General features: G+C 74.0%; 18 protein-coding genes. 4 read left to right on the top strand and 14 right to left on the bottom strand.

Features of this window, described 5'->3' with window-relative positions; translation table 11 throughout:
• Positions 1-10 precede the first annotated feature (10 nt).
• The 3 genes from nadD to ACZ7RU_RS00460 all read right to left on the bottom strand — a co-directional run bounded on the left by nadD (position 11) and on the right by ACZ7RU_RS00460 (position 1,256).
• On the bottom strand, positions 11-643 hold the full coding sequence (gene nadD, locus ACZ7RU_RS00470) for a nicotinate-nucleotide adenylyltransferase (RefSeq protein ID WP_470338753.1): 633 nt from the start codon (positions 641-643) through the stop codon (positions 11-13).
• 123 nt (positions 644-766) lie between these two features.
• Entirely contained in the window at positions 767-922 is a 156-nt protein-coding gene (locus tag ACZ7RU_RS00465; RefSeq protein WP_359910967.1) for a hypothetical protein, read from the bottom strand.
• Positions 923-1,109: 187 nt separating this feature from the next.
• The gene (locus ACZ7RU_RS00460) at positions 1,110-1,256 is read right to left on the bottom strand and encodes a hypothetical protein (protein ID WP_470338752.1); all 147 of its coding nucleotides are present in this window, start codon (positions 1,254-1,256) and stop codon (positions 1,110-1,112) included.
• Between the two features lie 291 nt (positions 1,257-1,547).
• On the opposite strand from ACZ7RU_RS00460, the gene ACZ7RU_RS00455 reads away from it, so the two are divergent.
• Complete coding sequence (locus tag ACZ7RU_RS00455) at positions 1,548-2,648, top strand: M48 family metallopeptidase (RefSeq protein ID WP_470338751.1); 1,101 nt, start codon at positions 1,548-1,550, stop codon at positions 2,646-2,648.
• Positions 2,649-2,745: 97 nt separating this feature from the next.
• Here the strand turns inward: ACZ7RU_RS00455 and ACZ7RU_RS00450 are convergent, their stop codons facing one another.
• The 5 genes from ACZ7RU_RS00450 to proB form a co-directional block, all read right to left on the bottom strand.
• Entirely contained in the window at positions 2,746-3,807 is a 1,062-nt protein-coding gene (locus tag ACZ7RU_RS00450; protein ID WP_470338750.1) for an SCO2583 family membrane protein, read from the bottom strand.
• A gap of 135 nt (positions 3,808-3,942) precedes the next feature.
• Positions 3,943-4,527, bottom strand: coding sequence for an SCO2584 family spore wall biosynthesis protein (locus tag ACZ7RU_RS00445; RefSeq protein ID WP_470338749.1), 585 nt, complete (start codon positions 4,525-4,527; stop codon positions 3,943-3,945).
• A gap of 100 nt (positions 4,528-4,627) precedes the next feature.
• Positions 4,628-5,950 carry a glutamate-5-semialdehyde dehydrogenase gene (locus ACZ7RU_RS00440; protein WP_470338748.1) on the bottom strand — a complete coding sequence of 441 codons (1,323 nt, stop codon included), beginning with the start codon at positions 5,948-5,950 and terminating at the stop codon, positions 4,628-4,630.
• Between the two features lie 138 nt (positions 5,951-6,088).
• Complete coding sequence (locus ACZ7RU_RS00435) at positions 6,089-6,613, bottom strand: hypothetical protein (protein WP_470338747.1); 525 nt, start codon at positions 6,611-6,613, stop codon at positions 6,089-6,091.
• Positions 6,614-6,787: 174 nt separating this feature from the next.
• Entirely contained in the window at positions 6,788-7,924 is a 1,137-nt protein-coding gene (gene proB / locus ACZ7RU_RS00430) for a glutamate 5-kinase (RefSeq protein ID WP_470338746.1), read from the bottom strand.
• 314 nt (positions 7,925-8,238) lie between these two features.
• Here proB and ACZ7RU_RS00425 point away from each other — a divergent pair, with 314 nt between their 5' ends.
• On the top strand, positions 8,239-9,012 hold the full coding sequence (locus ACZ7RU_RS00425; protein ID WP_470338745.1) for a hypothetical protein: 774 nt from the start codon (positions 8,239-8,241) through the stop codon (positions 9,010-9,012).
• Between the two features lie 85 nt (positions 9,013-9,097).
• Here the strand turns inward: ACZ7RU_RS00425 and obgE are convergent, their stop codons facing one another.
• The 5 genes from obgE to ACZ7RU_RS00400 all read right to left on the bottom strand — a co-directional run bounded on the left by obgE (position 9,098) and on the right by ACZ7RU_RS00400 (position 16,396).
• The gene (gene obgE / locus ACZ7RU_RS00420) at positions 9,098-10,579 is read right to left on the bottom strand and encodes a GTPase ObgE (RefSeq protein ID WP_470338744.1); all 1,482 of its coding nucleotides are present in this window, start codon (positions 10,577-10,579) and stop codon (positions 9,098-9,100) included.
• A 159-nt stretch (positions 10,580-10,738) separates the two neighbouring features.
• A complete protein-coding gene (rpmA, locus tag ACZ7RU_RS00415) occupies positions 10,739-10,996 on the bottom strand; it encodes a 50S ribosomal protein L27 (protein ID WP_030058248.1) in 258 nt (85 codons plus the stop codon).
• Positions 10,997-11,010: 14 nt separating this feature from the next.
• A complete protein-coding gene (rplU, locus tag ACZ7RU_RS00410) occupies positions 11,011-11,328 on the bottom strand; it encodes a 50S ribosomal protein L21 (RefSeq protein ID WP_045696828.1) in 318 nt (105 codons plus the stop codon).
• Between the two features lie 229 nt (positions 11,329-11,557).
• The gene (locus ACZ7RU_RS00405; protein WP_470338743.1) at positions 11,558-15,199 is read right to left on the bottom strand and encodes an Rne/Rng family ribonuclease; all 3,642 of its coding nucleotides are present in this window, start codon (positions 15,197-15,199) and stop codon (positions 11,558-11,560) included.
• Positions 15,200-15,595: 396 nt separating this feature from the next.
• Positions 15,596-16,396, bottom strand: coding sequence for a TIGR03936 family radical SAM-associated protein (locus ACZ7RU_RS00400; RefSeq protein ID WP_470338742.1), 801 nt, complete (start codon positions 16,394-16,396; stop codon positions 15,596-15,598).
• Positions 16,397-16,750: 354 nt separating this feature from the next.
• On the opposite strand from ACZ7RU_RS00400, the gene ACZ7RU_RS00395 reads away from it, so the two are divergent.
• Complete coding sequence (locus ACZ7RU_RS00395) at positions 16,751-18,253, top strand: recombinase family protein (protein ID WP_470338741.1); 1,503 nt, start codon at positions 16,751-16,753, stop codon at positions 18,251-18,253.
• Here ACZ7RU_RS00395 and ACZ7RU_RS00390 read toward each other — a convergent pair.
• Positions 18,243-20,171: a TIGR03960 family B12-binding radical SAM protein gene (locus ACZ7RU_RS00390; RefSeq protein WP_470338740.1), complete on the bottom strand. Its 1,929-nt coding sequence runs from the start codon at positions 20,169-20,171 to the stop codon at positions 18,243-18,245. The genes ACZ7RU_RS00395 and ACZ7RU_RS00390 overlap by 11 nt on opposite strands.
• A 596-nt stretch (positions 20,172-20,767) precedes the next feature.
• On the opposite strand from ACZ7RU_RS00390, the gene ACZ7RU_RS00385 reads away from it, so the two are divergent.
• A complete protein-coding gene (locus ACZ7RU_RS00385) occupies positions 20,768-22,138 on the top strand; it encodes a M14 family zinc carboxypeptidase (RefSeq protein ID WP_470338739.1) in 1,371 nt (456 codons plus the stop codon).
• The last annotated feature ends 7 nt before the right edge of the window (positions 22,139-22,145 follow it).

Below are 22,145 nucleotides of genomic sequence, written 5' to 3'. Positions count from 1 at the left end.
CGCTCCCGGATCAGTCCCCGCGCGGCGCGTACAGCGCCCGCTTGTCGATGTAGCGGACCACGCCGTCCGGGACGAGGTACCAGACCGGCTCGCCCTTGGCGACCCGGTCGCGGCAGTCCGTGGAGGAGATGGCCAGCGCCGGGACCTCCACCAGGGAGACCCGGCCCACCGGGAGTCCGGCGTCCGACAGAGTGTGCCCCGGGCGGGTGCATCCGATGAAGTGGGCCAGCGAGAAGAGTTCGTCGGAGTCGCGCCAGGACAGGATCTGGGCGAGGGCGTCGGCGCCGGTGATGAAGAAGAGGTCGGCGTCCGGGTGCAGCGCGTGCAGGTCGCGCAGGGTGTCGACGGTGTACGTCGGGCCCTCGCGGTCGATGTCGATCCGGCTGACCGAGAACTGCGGGTTCTCGGCGGTGGCGATGACCGTCATCAGGTAGCGGTCCTCGGCCGGGGTGACGTGGCGGTCGCTCTTCTGCCACGGCTGCCCGGTCGGCACGAAGATCACTTCGTCCAGGCGGAACGCGCTCGCGACCTCACTGGCGGCGACGAGGTGGCCGTGGTGGATCGGGTCGAAGGTGCCGCCCATCACGCCGAGGCGCTTCTTCACCGGTTCCGGTCCGCCGGGATTCCCGGCCTGCTCTCCCATGCCGCCACACCTTACGCGACACCCGTTACGGTGCGGGAACGGCCGGGTGGGGGTTCTCGCCGGATGCATGAGGGAGCGGCCGGCCGGCGGCCGGACGCTCCCCGAGCGGCCCCAGGAGCGGGCTCAGCGGTCCCGGTTGAAACGGGTGGTGATGAAGAGCAGGACCAGCAGGATGAACAGCGCGGCGCCACCGGTCAGCGCCGGGTTCAGGCTGTCGTGGTTGCCCCCCTCGCCCTCGGCGAGAAGGTTCAGAACGGGGAGTGCGGCAGCAGTGCTCATGGTCGGCGGGACCTTCTCGGCTCGGTGAACGGACCTGGGGGTGGTTCCGGGCCGGTGAGGGCCCACCCGTCATCGTACGGGGGGTTACACGGCAACCGCTCGGCGGCCCACCGCCGCTGACCGGGCGTGAGCGCGAGCCGGGGGAAGCGCCCGGAACGGGCCGGGGACGGCCGCCCGGGGGCCGGTCCTAGTTGTTCTTGAACGCGCGGGCCATGAGCCAGACCAGCAGGCCGATGCCCACGAAGGACGCGACCACGATGATCCGCAGGAACAGGCCCGGACCGGTCTCGTCGGAGATGGGCGCGGCCAGGCTGACAAGGGTGTCGGTGGACATCTGCGGGGGCTCCTCGAACTGCTCGGTACCGCGGCCGGGTCCGGTCTCGGTCGTCCAGGCCTCAGGTTAAACCGGCCTCACACCGGCGGCGCCCACCGGCCCCGACGGCACGCCCGCCGGGCCCCGAGCCCCGCCTGCACCGCCCGCCGCCCACACGGCGGACCGCGCGTACGCTGACCCCGGGGACGAGTACGCAACCACGCGCGTTGCAAAGACAGTCGTTGCAGGCGAAGACCAACGGGGGGCGGCCCAGCGGGCCGCGGCCGCCGTCGACCAGGAGGTACTCAGACCATGACCGACACGACCGCGAAGACCCCGAGCCGCCGCCGCGAGCGCTTCCCCGGGATCTCCACCCGAGCCTGGGAGCACCCGGCGGACCGCTCGGCCCTGGTGGCGCTGCGCAAGCTGACCGGCTTCGACGACATCCTGAAGAAGCTCGCCGGCCTGGTGTCCGAGCGGGCGATCCGGCTGATGTTCCTGGCCACCGCCGTGAAGACCTCCGAGCGCCAGTTCCCGGAGCTGCACGACATGGTGCGCGACGCCGCCTACGTGCTCGACCTGGAGCAGGTCCCCGACCTGTACGTCTCCCAGGACCCGACGGTCAACGCGTACTGCATCGGCATCGACACCCCGATCATCGTGGTCACCAGCGGCCTGGTCGAGCTGCTCGACGAGGAGGAGCTGCGCTCGGTCATCGGCCACGAGGTCGGCCACGCGATGTCCGGCCACGCCGTCTACCGGACGATGCTGATGATCCTCACCAACATCGCCGCCCGGATCGCCTGGGTGCCGCTCGGCAACCTGGCGATCACCGCGATCATCACCGCGCTCAAGGAGTGGTTCCGCAAGGCGGAGCTGTCCAGCGACCGGGCCGGCCTGCTCGCCGGGCAGGACCTCCAGGCGTCCATGCGGGCCCTGATGAAGTTGGCCGGCGGCCACAACCTGGCCGAGATGAACGTCGACGCCTTCCTGGAGCAGGCCGAGGAGTACGAGAAGGCCGGCGACCTGCGCGACGGCGTGCTCAAGGTGCTCCAGCTGCTGCCGCAGACCCACCCCTTCGCGGTGGTCCGGGTCGCCCAGCTGAAGAAGTGGGCGGAGAGCGACGACTACCGCTCGATCATGGCCGGCGCCTACCCGCGCCGCTCGGACGACCCGGACGCCTCGGTCGGCGAGCAGTGGAGGGCCGCCGCCGAGCACTACACGACCTCGGTCAAGGAGAGCAAGGACCCGCTGATGGGCCTGCTCCGGGACGTCGCCGGCGGCGCCGCGACCGTCGGCGGCAAGCTCCGCGACACCTTCACCGGCGGCGCCGGCCGCAACGGCTCCTCGGGCGACGGCTCCTCCGGCGGCAGCTCCACGGGAGGCGGCTCCACGGACCGCGACGGCAGCTGACCCCACCGGGACCGCTGACCCACCGGGACCGCGACGGCGGCCGGTGTCCCGCCCGGGGCACCGGCCGCCGCGCCGTTCCACCTCCCCGGGGGTGCGCTCAGCCGCCCGCCAGCACCCCGCACACCTGCCAGCCCGGCCGGGCGTGGTTGCCGGGGTCGACCGGCGCCGGCGGCGCGACCAGCGTGCCCTGCCCGGTGGCCAGCACCGGTTGCAGGAAGCCCGCCATCGAGGTGCCGCAGGGTTCCGGCCCGGCCTGCACCACCGAGTCCACCAGCCGCAGCTGCGCCGAGGCCAGATCGACCCGGTCGAACTCGAAGGTCAGCTGCCGCCGCACGGTCTCCAGGGTGACCGGCGCTCCGGCCGGGGCCCCGGCCGGCTTCAGCGCGTAGACGAAGGTGTGGTCGGTGGTGATCCGCAGGGACCCGCTGTCCGCCTCGTCGATCCGCATCGCGCCGGCCACCCGCACGGTGTTCGCGGCCAGCGCGACCTGCGCCGGGTCGAAGCGGACCATCCAGCCGGTCGCCGCGTGGTGCCGGTCGTCCACCGGCTGCGCCACGCTCGCGTCGAACTCCGCCAGCTCACCGGGCGTGACGAAGACCCGTACGTCCGCGGTGGCGCCCCGGACCAGCACGGCCGGGGACATCGAGGAGGCGACCAGGTAGCGCTGGACGGTGTCGAGCGCCTTGGTCACCTCGACCCGGCTGAAGTGCCCGGTGGCGGCCCCGGTCGGGGTGTTCAGTCCGAGCGCGCCGTCCCCGTACCCGGCCGGCAGGGCGGCGAACGGGTCAGCCGGGTCGGCGACCGGGTGGACGGCCGAAGCCGGGCTCAACGCGACCAGGCTGACGGTCAGTTGGCTGCCCTCGGGCCGTACCGCGGTCCCCTTAGGGGAGCTCACCCCGAAGTACACCGCGGTCCCGAAGGCGAGCAGGATGAGCAGCAGCAGGATCAGCGCCTGGCGCGGGACGGTGCCCAGCGGACCGAGCCGCACCCGCGGCCGGGTGGCCTTGCCGGAGGAGCCCGCCAGCCGCTCCCGCGCGGACAGCTCCTGGATCCGGGCAGCCCGCACGAACGATTCGTCGAACACGACGGACCGGAATTCGTCCTCGTTGCCGGAACCGCCCTCGGGCGCACCCTCAGGAGGCTCTCGCGGGTCACCCACACCACCAGGGTAGGCGGACACCAGCGCCGCCACGAGGGTGCGGGCGCACATTCCCGGGAACGCTCCGTGACCACCGCCCGGGGCGTGCGCCCCAGGCGTCCCGGAGCGCACCAGGGCGTCCCAGGGCGCGCCGGGCTAGCCGGCGGGCGCGGTGACCACCAGCGGAGGCTCGGCCGGGGCCTGCCCCGGGTCGACGCCGGCGCTGCTGCTGCCGGACTCGGGGCGCCGGGGCGTGCCGGCGGAGCCGCCCACGCCCTGGTAGACCGCCGCGACCGCGACGGCCACCAGGCTCACGCCCATGATCACCGCGAGCACCCAGGCCACCGGCCGGTGCCAGCGCTGCTGGGCCACGTACCGGCCGCCGGCACGCACCGGGTCGTAGCCGCGTCGCCACCGCCGCCGGACCCGGCGGTCGACCGCCCGGCCCGGCCCCGACCAGGGATCGGGGTAGAGGTGGTCCGCGTCGAGTCCGCTCGGGTACGGGCGAAGCTCCAGCGGGAGCCCGTCCCCGGCCGGAACGTCGTAGCCCCAGCCCGGGCCCGCGGTGTCCGGCTCGAACCGGGCCTCGGCGGCGGCGAGTTGCCGCTCCTTGGCGGTCGGCTCGTGCACGGCGGCGGACCGGACGAAGGCCTCATCGAAGACCACGGTGGCGAACTCGTCGTCCGCACCACCGTGGTCGGCGCCGTCGGGGTACGGAGAGCCCCCCACATCCTCAGCCACGGATTCAGCGTATTACCGGCCGGAGGATTTGTCTGTGGCTCCCGGCAGTTGGTCCGTCACACGTGTGACGGCCGCCCCTCCCGCGCCCCTCACCCGGCGTTCAGCGGGCGTCCGCGTCACCGCCCACGGTCTGCGTCGCCTCGCCCCGGACATGCCCGTCACCAGTGACGATGTACTTGGTGCTGGTCAGCTCCGGCAGGCCCATCGGACCGCGGGCGTGCAGCTTCTGGGTGGAGATGCCGATCTCCGCGCCGAAGCCGAACTCACCGCCGTCGGTGAAGCGGGTGGAGGCGTTGACGGCCACCGTGGTGGAGTCCACCAACCGGGTGAAGCGGCGGGCGGCGGCCTGCGAGGTGGTGACGATCGCCTCGGTGTGGCCGGAGGACCAGCGGCGGATGTGCTCGACGGCGGCGTCCAGCGAGGGCACCACGGCGGCGGCCAGGTCCAGCGAGAGGTACTCGGCGCCCCAGTCCTCGTCGGTGGCCGGCACCACGGTGGCCGGGCCGCCCTCGGCGGCCTTCAGCACCGCCTCGTCGCCGTGGACGGTCACCCCGGCCTCGGCGAGCGCCGCCAGCGCGAGCGGCAGGAAGGCGTCCGCGACGTCCTGGTGGACCAGCAGCGTCTCGGCCGCGTTGCAGACGCTGACCCGCTGCGCCTTGGAGTTCAGCAGGATCCCGACGGCCATCGCCAGGTCGGTCTCGGCGTCCACGTAGACGTGGCAGTTGCCGGTGCCGGTCTCGATCACCGGGACGGTCGAGCCCTCCACCACGGTGCGGATCAGCGAGGCGCCGCCGCGCGGGATCAGCACGTCCACGTGGCCGCGGGCGCGCATCAGCTCGCGCACCGAGTCCCGGCTCTCCCCCGGCACCAGCTGCACCGCGTCGGCGGGCAGCCCGGCCGCGGCGACGGCGTCGCGCACCACGGCGACCAGGGCGGTGTTGGAGCGGTAGGCCGAGGCGGAGCCGCGCAGCAGCACCGCGTTGCCGGACTTGAGGCAGAGCGCGGCGGCATCGGCGGTGACGTTCGGGCGGGCCTCGTAGATGATGCCGACCACGCCGAGCGGCACCCGGACCTGCCGCACGTCCAGGCCGTTGGGCAGGGTGTAGCCGCGCACCACCTCGCCCACCGGGTCGGGCAGGCCGGCCACGTCGCGCACGTCGGAGGCGATCGCGGCGATCCGCTCGCCGGTCAGGGTCAGCCGGTCGATCACCGACTCGGCGGTGCCGGCCGCCCGGGCCCGCTCCACGTCCTCGGCGTTGGCCGCGACGATCTCGGCGCTGCGGGCCACCAGCGCGTCCGCGACCGCCAGCAGCGCGGCGTCCTTCGCCCCGCGCGGCAGCGGGGCGAGCGCGGCGGCGGCCTCCCGGGCTCGGCGCGCTACGGCGAGGACGGGGCTGTCGGCGGTGGCGAGGTCGCTGGTCATGCCGCCAAGGGTAGCGACTTCGCCGGTCCGGCCCGGGCGGTATTTCGCCCGGTGAGACGCCACCGCGACGATCCTGCCCGGCGCGCCCGACCCGCCACAGTCCCGGTCCGACGGGGCTGCCCGACCCGTCGGACCGGCTCAGTACGGGTGCACGCCGCCCGGGTGCGGCGGTGGATCGCCGAAGCCCTCCGTCACCCGCTTGCGGTACGTCGCCCGGTCGACCACCTCCAGCCCGACGATCTCCCAGGGCGGCAGGTTCGCGGTGACCTTGTGCTCGCCCCACAGCCGCAGCGCGATGGCCGCCGCGTCGTGCAGGTCCCGGGCCTGCTCCCAGTAGCGGATCTCGGCGTGGTCGGCCGCGTAACGGGCGGTCAGGAAGAACGAGTGGTCGTGCGCCAGCTGCTCCAGTGAGGCGCGCAGCGACGGTAGCGGGGTGGCCTGCCCGGCCACGCTGAGCACCACGTGCCACAGCCGCGCCTGCTCGGGCACGGTGGGCGGCTGGGCCGCCCGGTCGCGGTCGGGCCGCAGCCTGCGCACCCCGCCGGGCTTCTGCGGCGGCGGACCGGCCGGCTCGGCGGGGCCGTCCCCGCGCCCGCCGTCGATGCTGGTCAGCCGCCGGCCCGCCGTCCCTGCGGTCAGCGCTGCCTCGCGCCTGCGTTCCACCGGCGGCCTCCTGTTCGGCGATGTCGTGTCGTCCCCACCGGCCCCGCCGGCTCCCTGCCGACGGGTTCGGCCGCGCCCCTCCTCGCCCGTGGCCGGGCCGCTCCCGGTACGGAGCGGCCCGCCGTCCGCGCTGCGCCGATCGGCCGGGCGGCCGGTGCCGGCCCGCCGGGCCGGTCAGCCGCGCAGAACGACCAGGTCGTCGCGGTGGACGACCTCGCGCTCGTACGCGGCGCCGAACTCCTGGGCCAGGTCGCGGGTGGACCGGCCGAGCAGGCGGGGCAACTCCCTCGCATCAAAGTTGACCAGTCCGCGCGCCACGATGTGGCCGTTTTCGGCAAGAAGGTCCACCGGATCACCCGCGGCGAACTCCCCGTCGACCTTGGTGACCCCGGCGGGCAGCAGCGAGGCGCCGCCGGAGACGACCGCCCGGACGGCGCCCTCGTCCAGGTGCAGCGTCCCGCGCGGGCTGCTCGCGTGGGCCAGCCAGAGCATCCGGTCGGAGGTCCGGCTGCCGGTGCGCAGGAAGAGCGTGCCGGTGGGGCGGCCGGCCAGTGCGTCGGCGGCCTGGCTGGCGGCGGTGAGCACCACCGGGATGCCCGCGCCGGTGGCGATCCGGGCCGCCTCGACCTTGGTGACCATGCCGCCGGTGCCGACCCCGGCCTTGCCGGCGCTGCCGATCTCGATGCCGTCCAGGTCCTGCGGGCCGCGCACCTCGGCGATCCGGCTGGTGCCGGGGCGGGCCGGATCGCCGTCGTACAGGCCGTCCACGTCGGAGAGCAGCACCAGCAGGTCGGCGCGGACCAGGTGGGCGACCAGGGCGGCGAGCCGGTCGTTGTCACCGAACTTGATTTCGGCGGTGGCGACGGTGTCGTTCTCGTTGACGATCGGCATCGCGCCCATCGCCAGCAGCTGGTCGAGGGTGCGGTAGGCGTTGCGGTAGTGGGCGCGCCGGCTGGCGTCCTCGGCGGTGAGCAGCACCTGGCCGACCCGGATGCCGTACCGGGCGAAGGAGGCGGTGTAGCGGGCGACCAGCAGGCCCTGGCCGACGCTGGCGGCGGCCTGCTGGCGGGCCAGGTCCTTGGGCCGCCGGTCCAGGCCGAGCGGGGCGAGCCCGGCGGCGATGGCGCCGGAGGAGACGAGCACGACCTCCGGTGCCCCGGGGCGGGCGCGCACCTTGGCGAGCGCGTCCACCAGGGCGTCGACGCGGTCGGCGTCCAGGCCGCCGGCCGCCGTGGTCAGGGAGGAGGAGCCGACCTTGACGACGATCCGCCGCGCGGTCAGCACCTCCTCGCGCAGAGAGTCCTCGCTCATCTCGCTGTACGCCCTTCCGGTGTGGTGCGGGTACGGCTGGCCCGGGCCCGGCCGTCACCTCCGAAATCTACGCGATCCGCGCAGGTCGCCCGCAGGGTGTTTCACCGGCTGGACCCGGGCCGGTCACGGGCTCGCCACAGCCCGTCCAGCAATCCGGATGACTGGTATGGTCCCTGACCGCAAGCCAGATCGGGGGACGGCTTCTTGCCCGCTGGACCCATGTCGTCATCGACCCTTCCTGTCACGACGGGCGGCGCCGCACTGGGCAAAGGCCGGCAACGGCCGCGGCCGCGCGCCCAGGAGAAAAGCGCATCATGCGTTCGTACACCACCAAGCTGACCGTCGCCGCGCTCGCGGCGGCCACCGCCCTGTCGCTCGCCGCCTGCGGGCCGGAGAACGCGGACACCCCGGCCGGTACCGGCGGCGCCACCGGCGCGGCCCCGGCCCAGACCGGTGCCACCCCCGGGGCCACCGCCGGGGGTGCGGCCGCGGGCGGCGCGGCCGGCGGTTCCACCGCGGCCCCGTCGGGCGCGGCGAGCGGCGGCGCGACGGCCGGCGCCACGGGCGGTGCCGGCACGGCCGGGGCCGCGGGCGGCGGTGCCGGCGCCGGGGCCGGGGCGGGGGCCGTCCCGGCGGCCGCCACCAGCGTGAAGATCGGCCAGAGCGCCACCGTGGACTTCGCCGACAAGACCGCCAAGGTCGCCACCAAGCTGGAGATCACCGTCACCGGCGTCGAGGTCGGCTCGCTCCAGGAGCTCACCGCCGCCAAGGTCAACACCGTCGGCCTGGACGGCCGCACCCCGGTGTACGTCAGCTACACCATCAAGAACGTCGGGGACGCCAGCCTCTCCTTCACCGCCCCGGACTCGAAGTTCGTCCTCTTCGACAGCTCCGGCAAGAAGGGGCTGAACGTCATGTCCGCCGCCAACCCGCTGCCCAAGTGCACCAGCGCGAAGGTCCAGGGCGTGACCAAGGGTGCCGAGACCAAGGGCTGCACCATCATCTCCATCGCCGGGAACACCCCGGCCGCGGTCGGCTACACCGACCTGGTCGACCCGCTGAAGCTCCAGGCCTCCTGGACCAAGTGACGCGCCGTCACCGACGGGCACGCCGAACGGCCCCCGCCACCTGTGGAGGTGGCGGGGGCCGTTCGGCGTGCGGAGCTCACCAGGCTCAGTGGTCCTCGTCGTCCTCGCCCTCGATGGCGGCCTGGCGGCCGCTGGAGAGCGCCTCGAAGGCGAGGAACTCGGCCTCGGCCGCGTCCCGGCCCTTCTGCTTGTCGCGGCGGCGGTCGACCGCCGGGCGGGGGGAATCGAGGCGGTGGTCCTCACCGCGACGGCCGAGCATCTCGGCGCCGGCGGCCATGGTCGGCTCCCAGTCGAAGACGACGGCGTTCTCGTCCGGGCCGATGATGACGGTGTCGCCCTCGTGCGCCCCGACCTTCCACAGCTTGTCCTCGACGCCGAGGCGGGCCAGCCGGTCCGCGAGGTAGCCGACGGCCTCGTCGTTGCTGAAGTCGGTCTGGCGGACCCAGCGCTCCGGCTTGACGCCGCGGATGCGGTAGGCGCCGTCCTCCTCGGTGATGGTGAAGCCGGCGTCGTCGACGGCCTTGGGACGCAGCACGACCCGGGTCGACTCCTCGACCGGCTTGGCGGCGCGCGCCTCGGCGACGATCCCGGCCATCGCGAAGCTCAGCTCGCGCAGGCCCTTGCGGGAGGCGGCGGAGACCTCGAACACCCGGTAGCCGCGCTCCTCCAGGGAGGCGCGGGTCAGGTCGGCGATGTCCTGGCCGTCCGGGACGTCCACCTTGTTGAGCGCGACCAGGCGCGGGCGGTCGTCCAGGCCGCCGTACTCGGCGAGCTCGGCCTCGATGGTCTCCAGGTCGGTCAGCGGGTCGCGGCCGGGCTCCAGGGTGGCGCAGTCCAGCACGTGCACCAGCACCGAGCAGCGCTCGACGTGCCGCAGGAACTCCAGGCCCAGGCCGCGGCCCTGGCTGGCGCCCGGGATCAGGCCGGGCACGTCGGCGACGGTGTAGACGGTGTCGCCCGCGGTGACCACGCCGAGGTTGGGGATCAGGGTGGTGAACGGGTAGTCCGCGATCTTCGGCTTGGCGGCGGAGAGCACCGAGATCAGGGAGGACTTGCCGGCGCTCGGGTAGCCCACCAGGGCCACGTCGGCGACGGACTTGAGCTCCATCACGATGTCACGGGCCTCGCCGGGCTCGCCGAGCAGCGCGAAGCCGGGCGCCTTGCGGCGGGCCGAGGCCAGCGCGGCGTTGCCGAGGCCGCCGCGGCCGCCCTGGGCGGCGACGAAGCTGGTGCCGTGCCCGACCAGGTCGGCCAGCACGTTGCCCTGGCGGTCCAGCACGACGGTGCCGTCCGGCACCAGCAGGACGAGGTCCTCGCCGTCCGCGCCGGTGCGGTTGGCGCCCGCGCCCGGCTTGCCGTTGGTGGCCTTGCGCTTGGGCGAGTGGTGGTACTCGAGCAGGGTGGTGACCTGCGCGTCCACGGTGAGGATGACGCTGCCGCCCTCACCGCCGTTGCCGCCGTCCGGGCCGCCGAGCGGCTTGAACTTCTCGCGGTGCACGGAGGCGCAGCCGTGGCCCCCGTTACCCGCGGCGACGTGAAGTTCGACGCGGTCCACGAAGGTGGTCATGGGTGTGCCTCCAGTGCGCGAGAGTCTGCTTGCTACCTGCGTAAAGCGTGAAGGGTGGACCGGAGAATTCCGGCCCACCCTTCACTGTGAGTCTTCTCAGACCCGGTGAGTCCGTTCGGACCCGGCCGGGTCCGTCCGGACTCGGGAGTCCGCGGGGACTCAGGCCTCGACGGCCACGATGTTGACGACCTTGCGGCCGCGACGGTTGCCGAACTGCACCGCACCGGCGGTCAGCGCGAACAGCGTGTCGTCGCCACCGCGACCGACACCGGCACCCGGGTGGAAGTGGGTGCCGCGCTGGCGGACGAGGATCTCGCCGGCGGAGACGACCTGGCCACCGAAGCGCTTCACGCCGAGGCGCTGGGCGTTCGAGTCACGGCCGTTACGAGTAGAGCTTGCGCCCTTCTTGTGTGCCATTTTTCGCTATCCCCTTACTTGCTGACCGAGTCGATGCTGGTGATGCGCACCGCGGTGTGCTGCTGACGGTGACCCTGACGACGGCGGTAGCCGGTCTTGTTCTTGTAACGCAGGATGACGATCTTGTCACCCTTGGTCTGGTCGACCACCTCGGCGTGAGCCTTCACGCCGGCCAGGACCCACGGGTCGGAGGTGACGGCGTCACCGTCGACGACGAGGATGGTCGAGAGCTCGACCGAGTCACCCGGCTTGGCCTCGATACGGTCGATCTCCAGCACGTCGCCCACGGCGACCTTGTGCTGGCGGCCGCCTGCGCGAACGATCGCGTACATGCGGTACCTGCTTTCCTTGCTCGGTCGGAACCCCCGACGCCAGCCACCTGGGTACGGACACAGGAGCCTCTCCCCGGCCCTCCGCGCGAACGCGGCGACCCCGGGAAGGTGATGTGCTCGGGAGCAATGGCGTAGACACGCCGATGGTCAAGAATACGGACCGGCCGCCCAGGGGGCAAACCGGCCCGTACGGCCCGGGGCGGGATCGCTCCCGCCCCGGGCGTGGGCACTACTCGGACGCCGTATCACCCTCGGCGGCCGCGGCCTTCTTGGCCGCCGCGCTCGTCCGCTTGGTGGCGGTCTTGCGGGCGGTGGTCTTCTTGGCCGCCGTGGTGGTCTTCTTGGCGGCGGTCTTCTTGGCGGCGGTCTTGCGGGCGGCCCGCTTCTTCGGCGCCGGCGCCTCCTCGGCGGCCTCGGCGGCGGCCTCGGTGCCCTCGGTGTCCTCGGTGTCCTCGGTGGCCTCAGCGACCTCCGGGGACTCGGCGACGACCGCGGCCTCCGCGACCACGACCGGCTCGCCCGGCGCCTCGGTGACGGCCTCGGCGGCGGCTTCCGCGACCGCCGGGGCGGCGGCCACCAGGGCCGCCTCCAGCGCCGCCTCGGCCTTGGCCTGGAGCACCACGATCTCCGCGGTGTCCGGGGAACCGGCCGGAGCCGTCGCCTTGCGCACCGCCCGGCGACGCGGACGGCCCGCCGGAGCGGCGGCCGGGGCCTGCGCCACGGGAGCCTCCACGACGGGGGCCGGCACGGCCTCCGCGGCGGCCTCGGCCTCGACGCCCGGGACCTCCAGGGCCAGCTGGCCCTCGATCTCCTCGCGCACCGGCTCGGCCAGCTCGGCGAGGTCCTCCACGGTCAGCGGCCCGGCCTCGGCGGCCACCACGGCCTCGACGGCCTGCGGCTCCTCGTGGCCCGCGCCGCCCTTGCCCCGGCGGCGGCGCTTGCCGCCCGAACCGGCCTCGCCGGCCGCCACGGGGGCGTGGACGTGGGCGCTCGGCTGCTCCATGTGGACGATCACGCCGCGGCCGTTGCAGTGCACGCACGGCTCCGAGAAGGACTCCAGCAGGCCCTGGCCGACCCGCTTGCGGGTCATCTGCACCAGGCCCAGCGAGGTGACCTCGGCCACCTGGTGCTTGGTCCGGTCCCGGCCCAGGCACTCCAGCAGACGGCGCAGCACCAGGTCGCGGTTGGACTCCAGCACCATGTCGATGAAGTCGATCACGATGATGCCGCCGAGGTCGCGCAGCCGCAGCTGGCGCACGATCTCCTCGGCCGCCTCGATGTTGTTCCGGGTGACCGTCTCCTCCAGGTTGCCGCCCTGGCCGACGAACTTCCCGGTGTTGACGTCGATGACGACCATCGCCTCGGTGCGGTCGATCACCAGCGAACCGCCGCTGGGCAGCCAGACCTTGCGGTCCAGCGCCTTCATCAGCTGCTCGTCGATCCGGTAGGTGGCGAACACGTCCACCTCGGAGGTCCACCGCTGGAGCCGCTCGGCGAGGTCCGGGGCCACGTTGGTGACGTACTCGTGGATGGTCTTCCACGCCTCGTCGCCGGAGACGATGACCTTGGTGAAGTCCTCGTTGAAGATGTCGCGGACGACCCGGACGGTCATGTCCGGCTCGCCGTACAGCAGCGCCGGGGCGTTGCCGGTCGCGGCCTTCTTCTGGATGTCCTCCCACTGCTGCTGGAGGCGCTGGACGTCGCGGGTCAGCTCGTCCTCGGAGGCGCCCTCGGCGGCGGTGCGCACGATGACGCCCGCGTCGTCCGGGACGATCTTCTTGAGGATCTGCTTCAGCCGGGCGCGCTCGTTCTCCGGGAGCTTGCGCGAGATGCCGGTCATCGAGCCCTCGGGCACGTACACCAGGTAGCGGCCGGGCAGCGAGATCTGGCTGGTCAGTCGGGCGCCCTTGTGGCCGATCGGGTCCTTGGAGACCTGCACCAGCACGGACTGGCCGGACTTCAGCACCGACTCGATCCGGCGCGGGCCGCCGTGGCCGCCCAGCGCGCCGAAGTTGACCTCACCGGCGTACAGCACCGCGTTGCGGCCCTTGCCAATGTCGACGAAGGCGGCCTCCATCGACGGCAGCACGTTCTGGACCTTGCCCAGGTAGACGTTGCCGACGTACGAGGTGGCCTGCTCCTTGTTGACGTAGTGCTCGACCAGCACGCCGTCCTCGAGCACGCCGATCTGGGTGCGCTGGCCGCTCTGGCGCACCACCATGACGCGCTCGACCGACTCGCGGCGGGCCAGGAACTCCGCCTCGGTGATGATCGGCACCCGGCGGCGGCCCAGCTCGCGGCCCTCGCGGCGGCGCTGCTTCTTGGCCTCCAGACGGGTCGAGCCCTTGATGGACTGCACCTCGTCCGGGTCGAAGGACGGCTCGGTGGAGCGGCGGCGCGGCTCGCGCACCTTCACCACCGTGCGGACGCCGTCCTCGGTGGTCTCGGCGGTCTCGACGGCGCCGGCCTCACCGCTGCGGCGGCGACGGCGACGGCGGCGGCGCGACGAGGACAGGCCGGCGGCCAGGTCGTCGTCCTCCTCGTCCTCCTCCTCGGCGACGGCCTCGGCCGGCTCCTCGGCGGGCTGCTCGGTCTCGACGGCCTCGAAGTCCTCGGCCTCGCCACGGCGACGGCGGCGGCCGCCCCGGCGGCGACGGCGCGACGGACGGCCGTCCTCCTCCCACTCGCCCTCGGTCTCCGGACCGGCGGCGGCGGGCGCGGGGGCCTCCACCGCAGGGGCCTCGACGACGGGCGCGGGGGCCTCGACGACGGGCGCGGCGACCGGCGCGGCGGCCTGGGCCTTCGCGGGCGCCTTCGCCTTCGCCTGGGCGCCCTTGCGGCGGCTCGGCTCGACCCGGGTACGGACCCGGCGACGGCGGCCGACACCGCTGTACTCGAACTCGTCCTCGTCCTCGCGCTCGGCCTCGACCTTGGCCTCGGCCGGGGCCTCGACCTGCGCGGGGGCGGCGGCGGGCTGCTGCGGCGCGGCGGGCGCCACGAACGGGGCCGGCTCCTGGAACACCGGGGCCTGGAAGACCGCGGTGGCCGGGCGGACGGCGCGGCGGCGCACCCGGTGCGTCGGCTCGGCCTCGGCGGCCGGGGCGGGCGCGGCGGCGGGGGCCTCGGCGACGGCCTCGGCGGCCTCCTCCTCGGGCTCCTCGGCGACGGCGGGCTCCTCGGCCTGCGGCTGCTCGACGACGGGCTCCTCGACCGGCGCCTCGACGACCGGCGCGGCCTCGACCACCCGACGGCGGCGGGGGCGACGGGCCGGAGCGGCGGGGGCCTCCTCGGCCGCCGGCTCGGCGACGGCGGCGGGGGCCTCGGCAACCGGCGCCTCGGCGGTCGGGGTCGCCGCGGCGGCCTCGGCCTCGACGGCGGGGGCACCGGCGGGCGCCTCGGCGCGCTTGCGGGTCCGGCGGGCCCGGGCGGGCTTCTCGGCCGGCTCCGTGGTCTCCGCCGTCTCGGCCTTGTCGGCCTTCGCGGCCCTGGCCTTCGCCGGGGCCTTCGCGGCGGTCGGCGCGGCCGGTTCGGCGGCGGCGTCCGGCGCGGTCACCACGATCGCGGTGGCCTCCGGCGCCCCGGCCGGGGCCTCGGCGCGCTTGCGGGTCCGGCGGGCCCGGACCGGCTTCTCGGCGACCGGCTCGGCCGCCGGCTCCACGGCCGGAGCCGGGGCGGCCTCGGCCGCCGGCGTCTCGGCCGGCACGACCGTCTCGGCCGCCTCGGCGGCCGCACCCTGCGGGGTGCCCGCCGGGCGGGACACCGCGCGGCGACGGCGGCGCGGCGGCGCGGCGGACGCGCCCTCACCACCGGTCGCGGCGGTTTCGTTCTGTTCCGTGGCCGCAGTCTGCTGCGGATCGGTGTTATCGAGCATGCGGGTGGATCTCCCGTCAGGCCCCCGGGCTCCGCATCCGGGCACGGCGCGGCACCGCTGGGCGGCCGGCATCGAGACGATGCCTGGACCGGACCCTTGGACGGTGCCGCCGCGCGGACGCGAGGCCGCACAGGGGCTCGTAGTCTCGCTCGGCGCCCCGCGCTCGGCGGGGTGTCGAAAGTCTTCTGGTCTGACCAGTCTTCTGAGGTTTTCCCAAGCTGCGCCGTCCCCCAACCCCGGGTGGCTCCCGGACGGGGTCCCGGGCCGGCCGACCTTCCTGGTCGGCAGGCCCCGGATGACGGGCCTGCGCTGCGACGACGCTCGCTCCCCTGGGGAGCCGCGGGAACCCTGGAGGACCATCGGGCCCAGTGAGGCACTGGACCCGGCCTCCCCCCGCTAGGCGGACGCGGTAGCGTGCGGCCCTGCGGCAGGCTCCGAGCCGGCCGGGGCCGCGGCGCGGTCGAGCGCCAGCGGGTCGGTCACCGTGCCGGCCTCCTCGTCGAGCGGCCCCTGCGCCAGCCTGGTCACCTCTGCGGGGACCGGCGGCGCCAGGTCGGCCGTCGCACGGAGACCGGACAATACGTCGTCGGGTCGTACGGCGGGTGTGGCGTGTCGTACTACCAGGCGCAGTATCGCACAGGGACGGCCGGTCCGAACATCGTGGTCGGTTCCGGCCCCGCCGTCCGCACCGGCCTCGACCTGCGCCGAGACGGCTTCCAGCGCCGCCACCGCGCCGCGCGCGTCGAAGACCCGCAGGCCGTTCTTGGTGCGGCGCTCGACCTCGACCCGCTCGGCGGCGAGGAACCGCGCGACCGCGTCGGCGGCCACATCCGGCTCGACGCCGTCCAGCCGGACCAGCCACTCGGAGGCCTCCAGACGCTCCACGAAGTTCGGCGTGCGCACCTCGACCGCGTCGATCACGTCCAGGCCGGCCGGCAGCGACTCGTCCAGCTGCGCCCGCAGCTGCTCGGGGTCGCGGACGGCGGCCAGGCCGATCTCCAGGTACTCCGCCTCGCTCGCCACCCCGGTGGGGGCAGCGTTGGCGTAGGAGACCTTCGGGTGCGGGGTGAAGCCGGCCGAGTAGGCCATCGGAACGGCGGACCGGCGCAGGGCGCGCTCGAAGGCGCGCTGGAAGTCGCGGTGGCTGGTGAAACGGAGCCGGCCGCGCTTGGTGTAGCGGAGACGAATCCGCTGCACCGTCGGCGCGGGCGGCGGACCGTCGGGCGTACGGCGTGCCAGGGTCGCTCAGTCCTTAGTCAGTTGTCCCCGTCCGGCGTGGCGTCTTCCCGCCACTGCCCGGACTCTGTCACCTCAAAGGGTACGCGCCCCGCCACCCGCCTCGCTCCGCCCCTGGTCAGCTCGCCCCCGCCGCACGCCGCGACCCCAGCAGATCGTTCCGGCCGGGGTCGCGGATGTGAGACGCGCTACTTGTCGACGACCGTCAGGGGGAGCAGCTTCTCGCCGACCGCGCCGCTCTGGATGTAGGTGTCCATCCGCGGACAAAAACCGACACGACCACATCCGGCGCCCGGCTGCCTCGTTGGTCGGGCTATGAACACGGAACCGATGCGGTCCGCCCCGCAGGTGCACTGGCGCGAGAACGACCTCGCGCTCCGCGACGAATTGCTGGAGGAGGAAGAGCGACTGCCACGAAACGCACCTCGCGCTCTTCTCTCGGTGAGGCTCTCGGCCTTCACCACCGACACCACGTCACCGGTACGCCAGGAACTCGATCTACGGCTACTGGCCCGGGAGCGTGGTTTCCGCGTCGTCGGGGTCGCCAGTGACCTGAACGCCTCCGCGACCCGGGTCTCGCCGTGGAAGCGTCGGCAGCTGGGACTCTGGCTGAATGATCGGGCCCCCGACTTCGACATCCTGCTCTTCTGGAAACTGGACCGCTTCGTCCGCCGTCTGAGCGACCTCGACGTCATGATCACGTGGTGCGCGGATCACGGGAAGAACCTGGTCTCCAAGCACGAGGCCATCGATCTGTCCACGGCCGCGGGCAGGGAACTCGCCAAGGTGATCGGCGAAATGGCGGAGCTCGAGGCGGGCGGCACCAGCACGCGCATCACCAGTCTCTGGGCGTACGCAAAGACCCAGTCCGACTGGCTCGTCGGCAAACCCCCCTACGGCTACACGACGAACGCCACCGGGAAGCTCGTCGTGGAGAGCGAAGCCCACCGCGTGCTGCACTGGTGCTATGGCGCGGCTCTGCGCGGGGTCTCGGCACGGCGGATGGCCGCAGTACTCCTCCGGGCCGGGATCCCCACCGGCGGCGGAGGCCGATGGACTGCCGCAACACTCCTGCGGCGGTTGCGGAACCCGGCGCTGCGCGGGTGGCGGGTCGAGATGGACGCCGAGGCGCGCACCCGCCAGTCGAGAATCGTGCGTGATCGGCACGGCGCCCCCGTCCGGGTGGCAGAACCGATCTTCAGCGAGCCGGAGTGGCAGGCGCTACAGGCGGCTCTCGACCGTAGGGCCACCCCTCAGCCGCGCCGGAGCCCCGGCGGCGCGACCGAGTTCCTGGGGGTCTTGGTGTGTGCTGACTGCGACACCAACATGACGGTCCAGCGAACGCGGACGAATCAACGCACGTATGCCTACCTGCGCTGTCGCACCTGTCCGAGCGGAGGTCTGGGAGCTCCGCAACCGGGCGCCGTGTACGAAAGGCTCTTCGCCGACGTCATGACCAGGCTGGGGGCTCTTCCCGTCCATGTTCGGGAGTATCAGGTCGGGACGGGCGGGGAGGACGGGCCCACGCGACCCTGCTGGACGCTGTCATCGAGCGGCGAGACCTTCCGCGACCGGTGGCAGCGGGAGGGAACCGCGACGATGGCGGGCGACCTTCGCCGGGCGCGGGTCATCTGTCGTGTCCGCCGGACGAAGATCTCCGGACAGCGAGCGCCCGAGGTGGGACTGGAGCTGGTCGTCCCGCCGGACGCGGAGGAGGGCCTGATCGTCAAGCGGGACGCGTTCGCGGATGGTCCCGCCGACGCCGTCGGCCCCGCATCGGGACGGGGCCGACGGAACGGGCACAGCACTACTTGTTGACGACCGTCAAGGGGAGCAGCTTCTTGCCGGTGGGGCCGATCTGGATGTCGAGGCCGAGCTGCGGGCACACGCCGCAGTCGAAGCACGGGGTCCAGCGGCAGTCGTCGACCTCGACCTCCTCCAGGGCGTCCTGCCAGTCCTCCCAGAGCCAGTCCTTGTCGAGGCCGCTGTCCAGGTGGTCCCAGGGCAGCACCTCCTCGTAGGAGCGCTCGCGGGTGGTGTACCAGTCGACGTCGACGCCGGTGCCGGCCAGGCCCTTCTCGGCGCAGGCCATCCAGCGGTCGTACGAGAAGTACTCGCGCCAGCCGTCGAAGCGGCCGCCGTCCTCGTAGACCTCGCGGATGATCGCGCCGACCCGGCGGTCACCGCGGGAGAGCAGGCCCTCGACGATGCCGGGCTTGCCGTCGTGGTAGCGGTAGCCGATGTTCTTGCCGTACTTGCGGTCGCCGCGGATCGAGTCGCGCAGCTTGGCCAGGCGGGCGTCGGTGGCCTCGGCGGACAGCTGCGGGGCCCACTGGAACGGGGTGTGCGGCTTGGGCACGAACCCGCCGATGGAGACGGTGCAGCGGATGTCGTTCTGGCCGGTGACCTCGCGGCCCTTCTGGATGACGTTCTTCGCCATCTCGCCGATCTGGAGCACGTCCTCGTCGGTCTCGGTGGGCAGGCCGCACATGAAGTACAGCTTCACCTGGCGCCAGCCGTTGCCGTACGCGGTGGCGACGGTGCGGATCAGGTCCTCCTCCGACACCATCTTGTTGATCACCTTGCGCATGCGCTCGCTGCCGCCCTCGGGGGCGAAGGTGAGGCCCGAGCGGCGCCCGTTGCGGGACAGCTCGTTGGCGAGGTCGATGTTGAAGGCGTCGACGCGGGTGGACGGCAGCGACAGGCCGATCTTGTCCTCGGTGTAGCGGTCCGCCAGGCCCTTGGCGATGTCGCCGATCTCGGTGTGGTCGGCGCTGGACAGCGACAGCAGGCCGACCTCCTCGAAGCCGGTCGCCTTGAGCCCGCGCTCCACCATCTCGCCGATGCCGGTGATGCTTCGCTCCCGCACGGGGCGCGTGATCATGCCGGCCTGGCAGAAGCGGCAGCCGCGGGTGCAGCCGCGGAAGATCTCCACGGACATCCGCTCGTGCACCGTCTCCGCGAGCGGGACCAGCGGCTGCTTCGGGTACGGCCACTCGTCCAGGTCCATCACGGTGTGCTTGGACACCCGCCACGGCACGCCCGGGGCGTTCGGCACGACGCGGCCGATCCGGCCGTCGGCCAGGTACTCCACGTCGTAGAACTTCGGGACGTAGACCCCGCCGGTGCGGGCCAGGCGCAGCAGCAGCTCGTCCCGGCCGCCCGGGCGGCCCTCGGTCTTCCAGGCCCGGATGATGTCGGTGATGTCGAGCACGGCCTGCTCGCCGTCGCCGACCACGGCGCAGTCGATGAAGTCCGCGATCGGCTCCGGGTTGAAGGCCGCGTGGCCGCCGGCCAGGACGATCGGGTCCTCGTCGGTGCGGTCGCGGGCCTCCAGCGGGATGCCGGCCAGGTCGAGGGCGGTCAGCATGTTGGTGTAGCCGAGCTCGGTGGAGAACGACAGCCCGAACACGTCGAAGGCCTTCACCGGGCGGTGGGCGTCGACGGTGAACTGCGGGACGCCGTGCTCGCGCATCAGCGCCTCGAGGTCCGGCCAGACGCTGTAGGTGCGCTCGGCGAGTACGCCCTCGCGCTCGTTCAGCACCTCGTAGAGGATCATGACGCCCTGGTTGGGCAGGCCGACCTCGTAGGCGTCGGGGTACATCAGCGCCCAACGGACGTCGCAGGCGTCCCAGTCCTTGACGGTCGAGTTCAGCTCGCCGCCGACGTACTGGATCGGCTTCTGGACGTGCGGGAGGAGTGCCTCCAGGCGTGGGAAGACCGATTCGACAGTCATGTACTAGGAACCCTTACGACGTGATTCGGTGCCGCGAGTCGGCACGGGAGGGGTGACCCTCAAGGGTAGCCCAATCCGGGGAACGGCCCGTCAGCCCGGTCCGGGGGCACTCCGCGCTCCGGCGCGACCCGGCCGGCGTCCGCCCGCACCCCCGGTGTCCGCCGCCGTCCCCCGGTGTCCGCCGCCGTCCGCCGGTCTCCGCCCGCACCCTACGGCGCCCGCCCCGGCACGCGCGGTGCGCGCCCGCCGGCCGGCGCCGTCCGCCGTTGACACGCCCGAACGGGCCGTGCGGTACTGACAGGGCTCCGCCAAAGACACCTGCACCCCTTCCGGACAAGGAAGTTGAGTCGTACGCTCGGCCCTCGTCGGTTTTCCGGCCGGCACGACCCTCCCTCACCACGGGCCGCCCCGGCGCGGCCCCGTCCGCCCCTGCCAGGCCCCGCCCCTGGTCCGCTCGGCCGCCGTTCCCCGGCCCGCGGTGCCACGCCCCAGCCCGTCCCGCCCCCGTCCCCCGCCCGCACGCCGTGCACGCTGTGCCCGGCGGCGCACCCGCACGCCCGCGCCCCGGCGGCCGTACGACCGGCGCAAGGAGAACCATGGCCGACACCGGTCGGCGGATCCGCCCCCTCCGGCCCCTCGACGCCCGGCCGGCCCGCTACCCGACGCCGGCCCAGGCCGAGTCCGCCGCGCGGCGGCTCGCGCTGCGGCACCCGGACCGCTGTCGGCTGCGCGAGGTGGGCCGCTCCAGGGCCGGGCGCCCGCTGATGCTGCTCTCGGTGGACCGCGGGCCGCGCGCGGTGCTGGTGGTCGGCGGCCCGCACCCCAACGAGCCGATCGGCACCGCCGGGACGGTCCGGCTCGCCGAGGTGCTGCTGGACCGCCCCGCCCGCCCCGGGCTCTCCTGGCACCTGCTGCTCTGCCTCGACCCGGACGGCGCCGCGCTCAACGCCGGCTGGCTGGACGGCCCGCTCACCATGCGGCGCCACTACGAGCACTTCTTCCGCCCCTCCTTCGAGGAGCAGCCCGAACTGCTGCCCGCCCCCGGCTCCGGCCGCCCTCCGATGCCGGAGAGCCTGGCGCTGACCGGCCTGATCGACGAGCTGCGCCCGTTCCTCCAGTGCTCGCTGCACGGGGTGGACTTCGGCGGGGCGTTCGTCCAGCTCACCCGCCCGGTCCGGGGCCTGGCCGGGCGGTTCGCCCGCTCCGCGGAGCGGGCCGGCGTCCCGCTCGACGTGGACTCCTTCGACGCGGTCGGCTGGGCCAGCCCGGACCCCGGCACCTATCTGATGCCGGCCCCGGGCGCCGGGGGCTCCCGCGCCCTGCCGGACGAGCCCGAGCTGTCCACCTGGTCCTACGCGACCCGGTACGGCGCGGTCACCGCGGTGCTGGAGGTCCCGATGTGGGCCGTCGACGCGGTCGCTGACTCCCGGCTCCACCCGGCCGGGGCGCAGGCCCTCGCGGCGGCCGCCCGGGACCTCACCGCGCGTGCCGCGGAGCTCGCCGCCCTGCTCCCGAGCGTCCCCGCGGACGGCCACGAGGCGGGCGGGGCGCTGCTGCGCACCGCCGGGTTCAGCCTGGCGGTCGCCCCGCGGGTGGCCGAGGAGTGGCTGGAGCGCTGGGGCGCCGAGCCGCTCACCGTCTCCCGGGTGACCACCGCCGGGCTGGTCGCGGCCCGCGTGCCCCTGCGGGTCGCGTCGGTGCTGCTGCGGCTGCTCGCCGACGCCCGCGGTCCGGCCGCCGAGGCCGCTCGGGACCGTGCCCGCGCCGTCGTCGCCGACAGCCTGGACCGGCTGCGCCTGCGCTTCGGCGCCCGCTGGGTCCCGGTCCAGGAGCAGCTCGCCCACCAGACGCGCGCCGTCCTCACCACCGCCGACTGCCTCGTCCAGGAGCTCTCCCGGGCCCCGGGCCGGCCGCCGACGACAGAGCGGGGCCGGCCCGGGGAGAGTCCCGGACCGGCCCCGCCGTGAAGCGCGG

Source organism: Kitasatospora sp. NPDC114501 (assembly GCF_055633695.1).
Note: the sequence above shows the minus strand (reverse complement) of the source record. Positions and strands in the feature narration are given on the sequence as shown.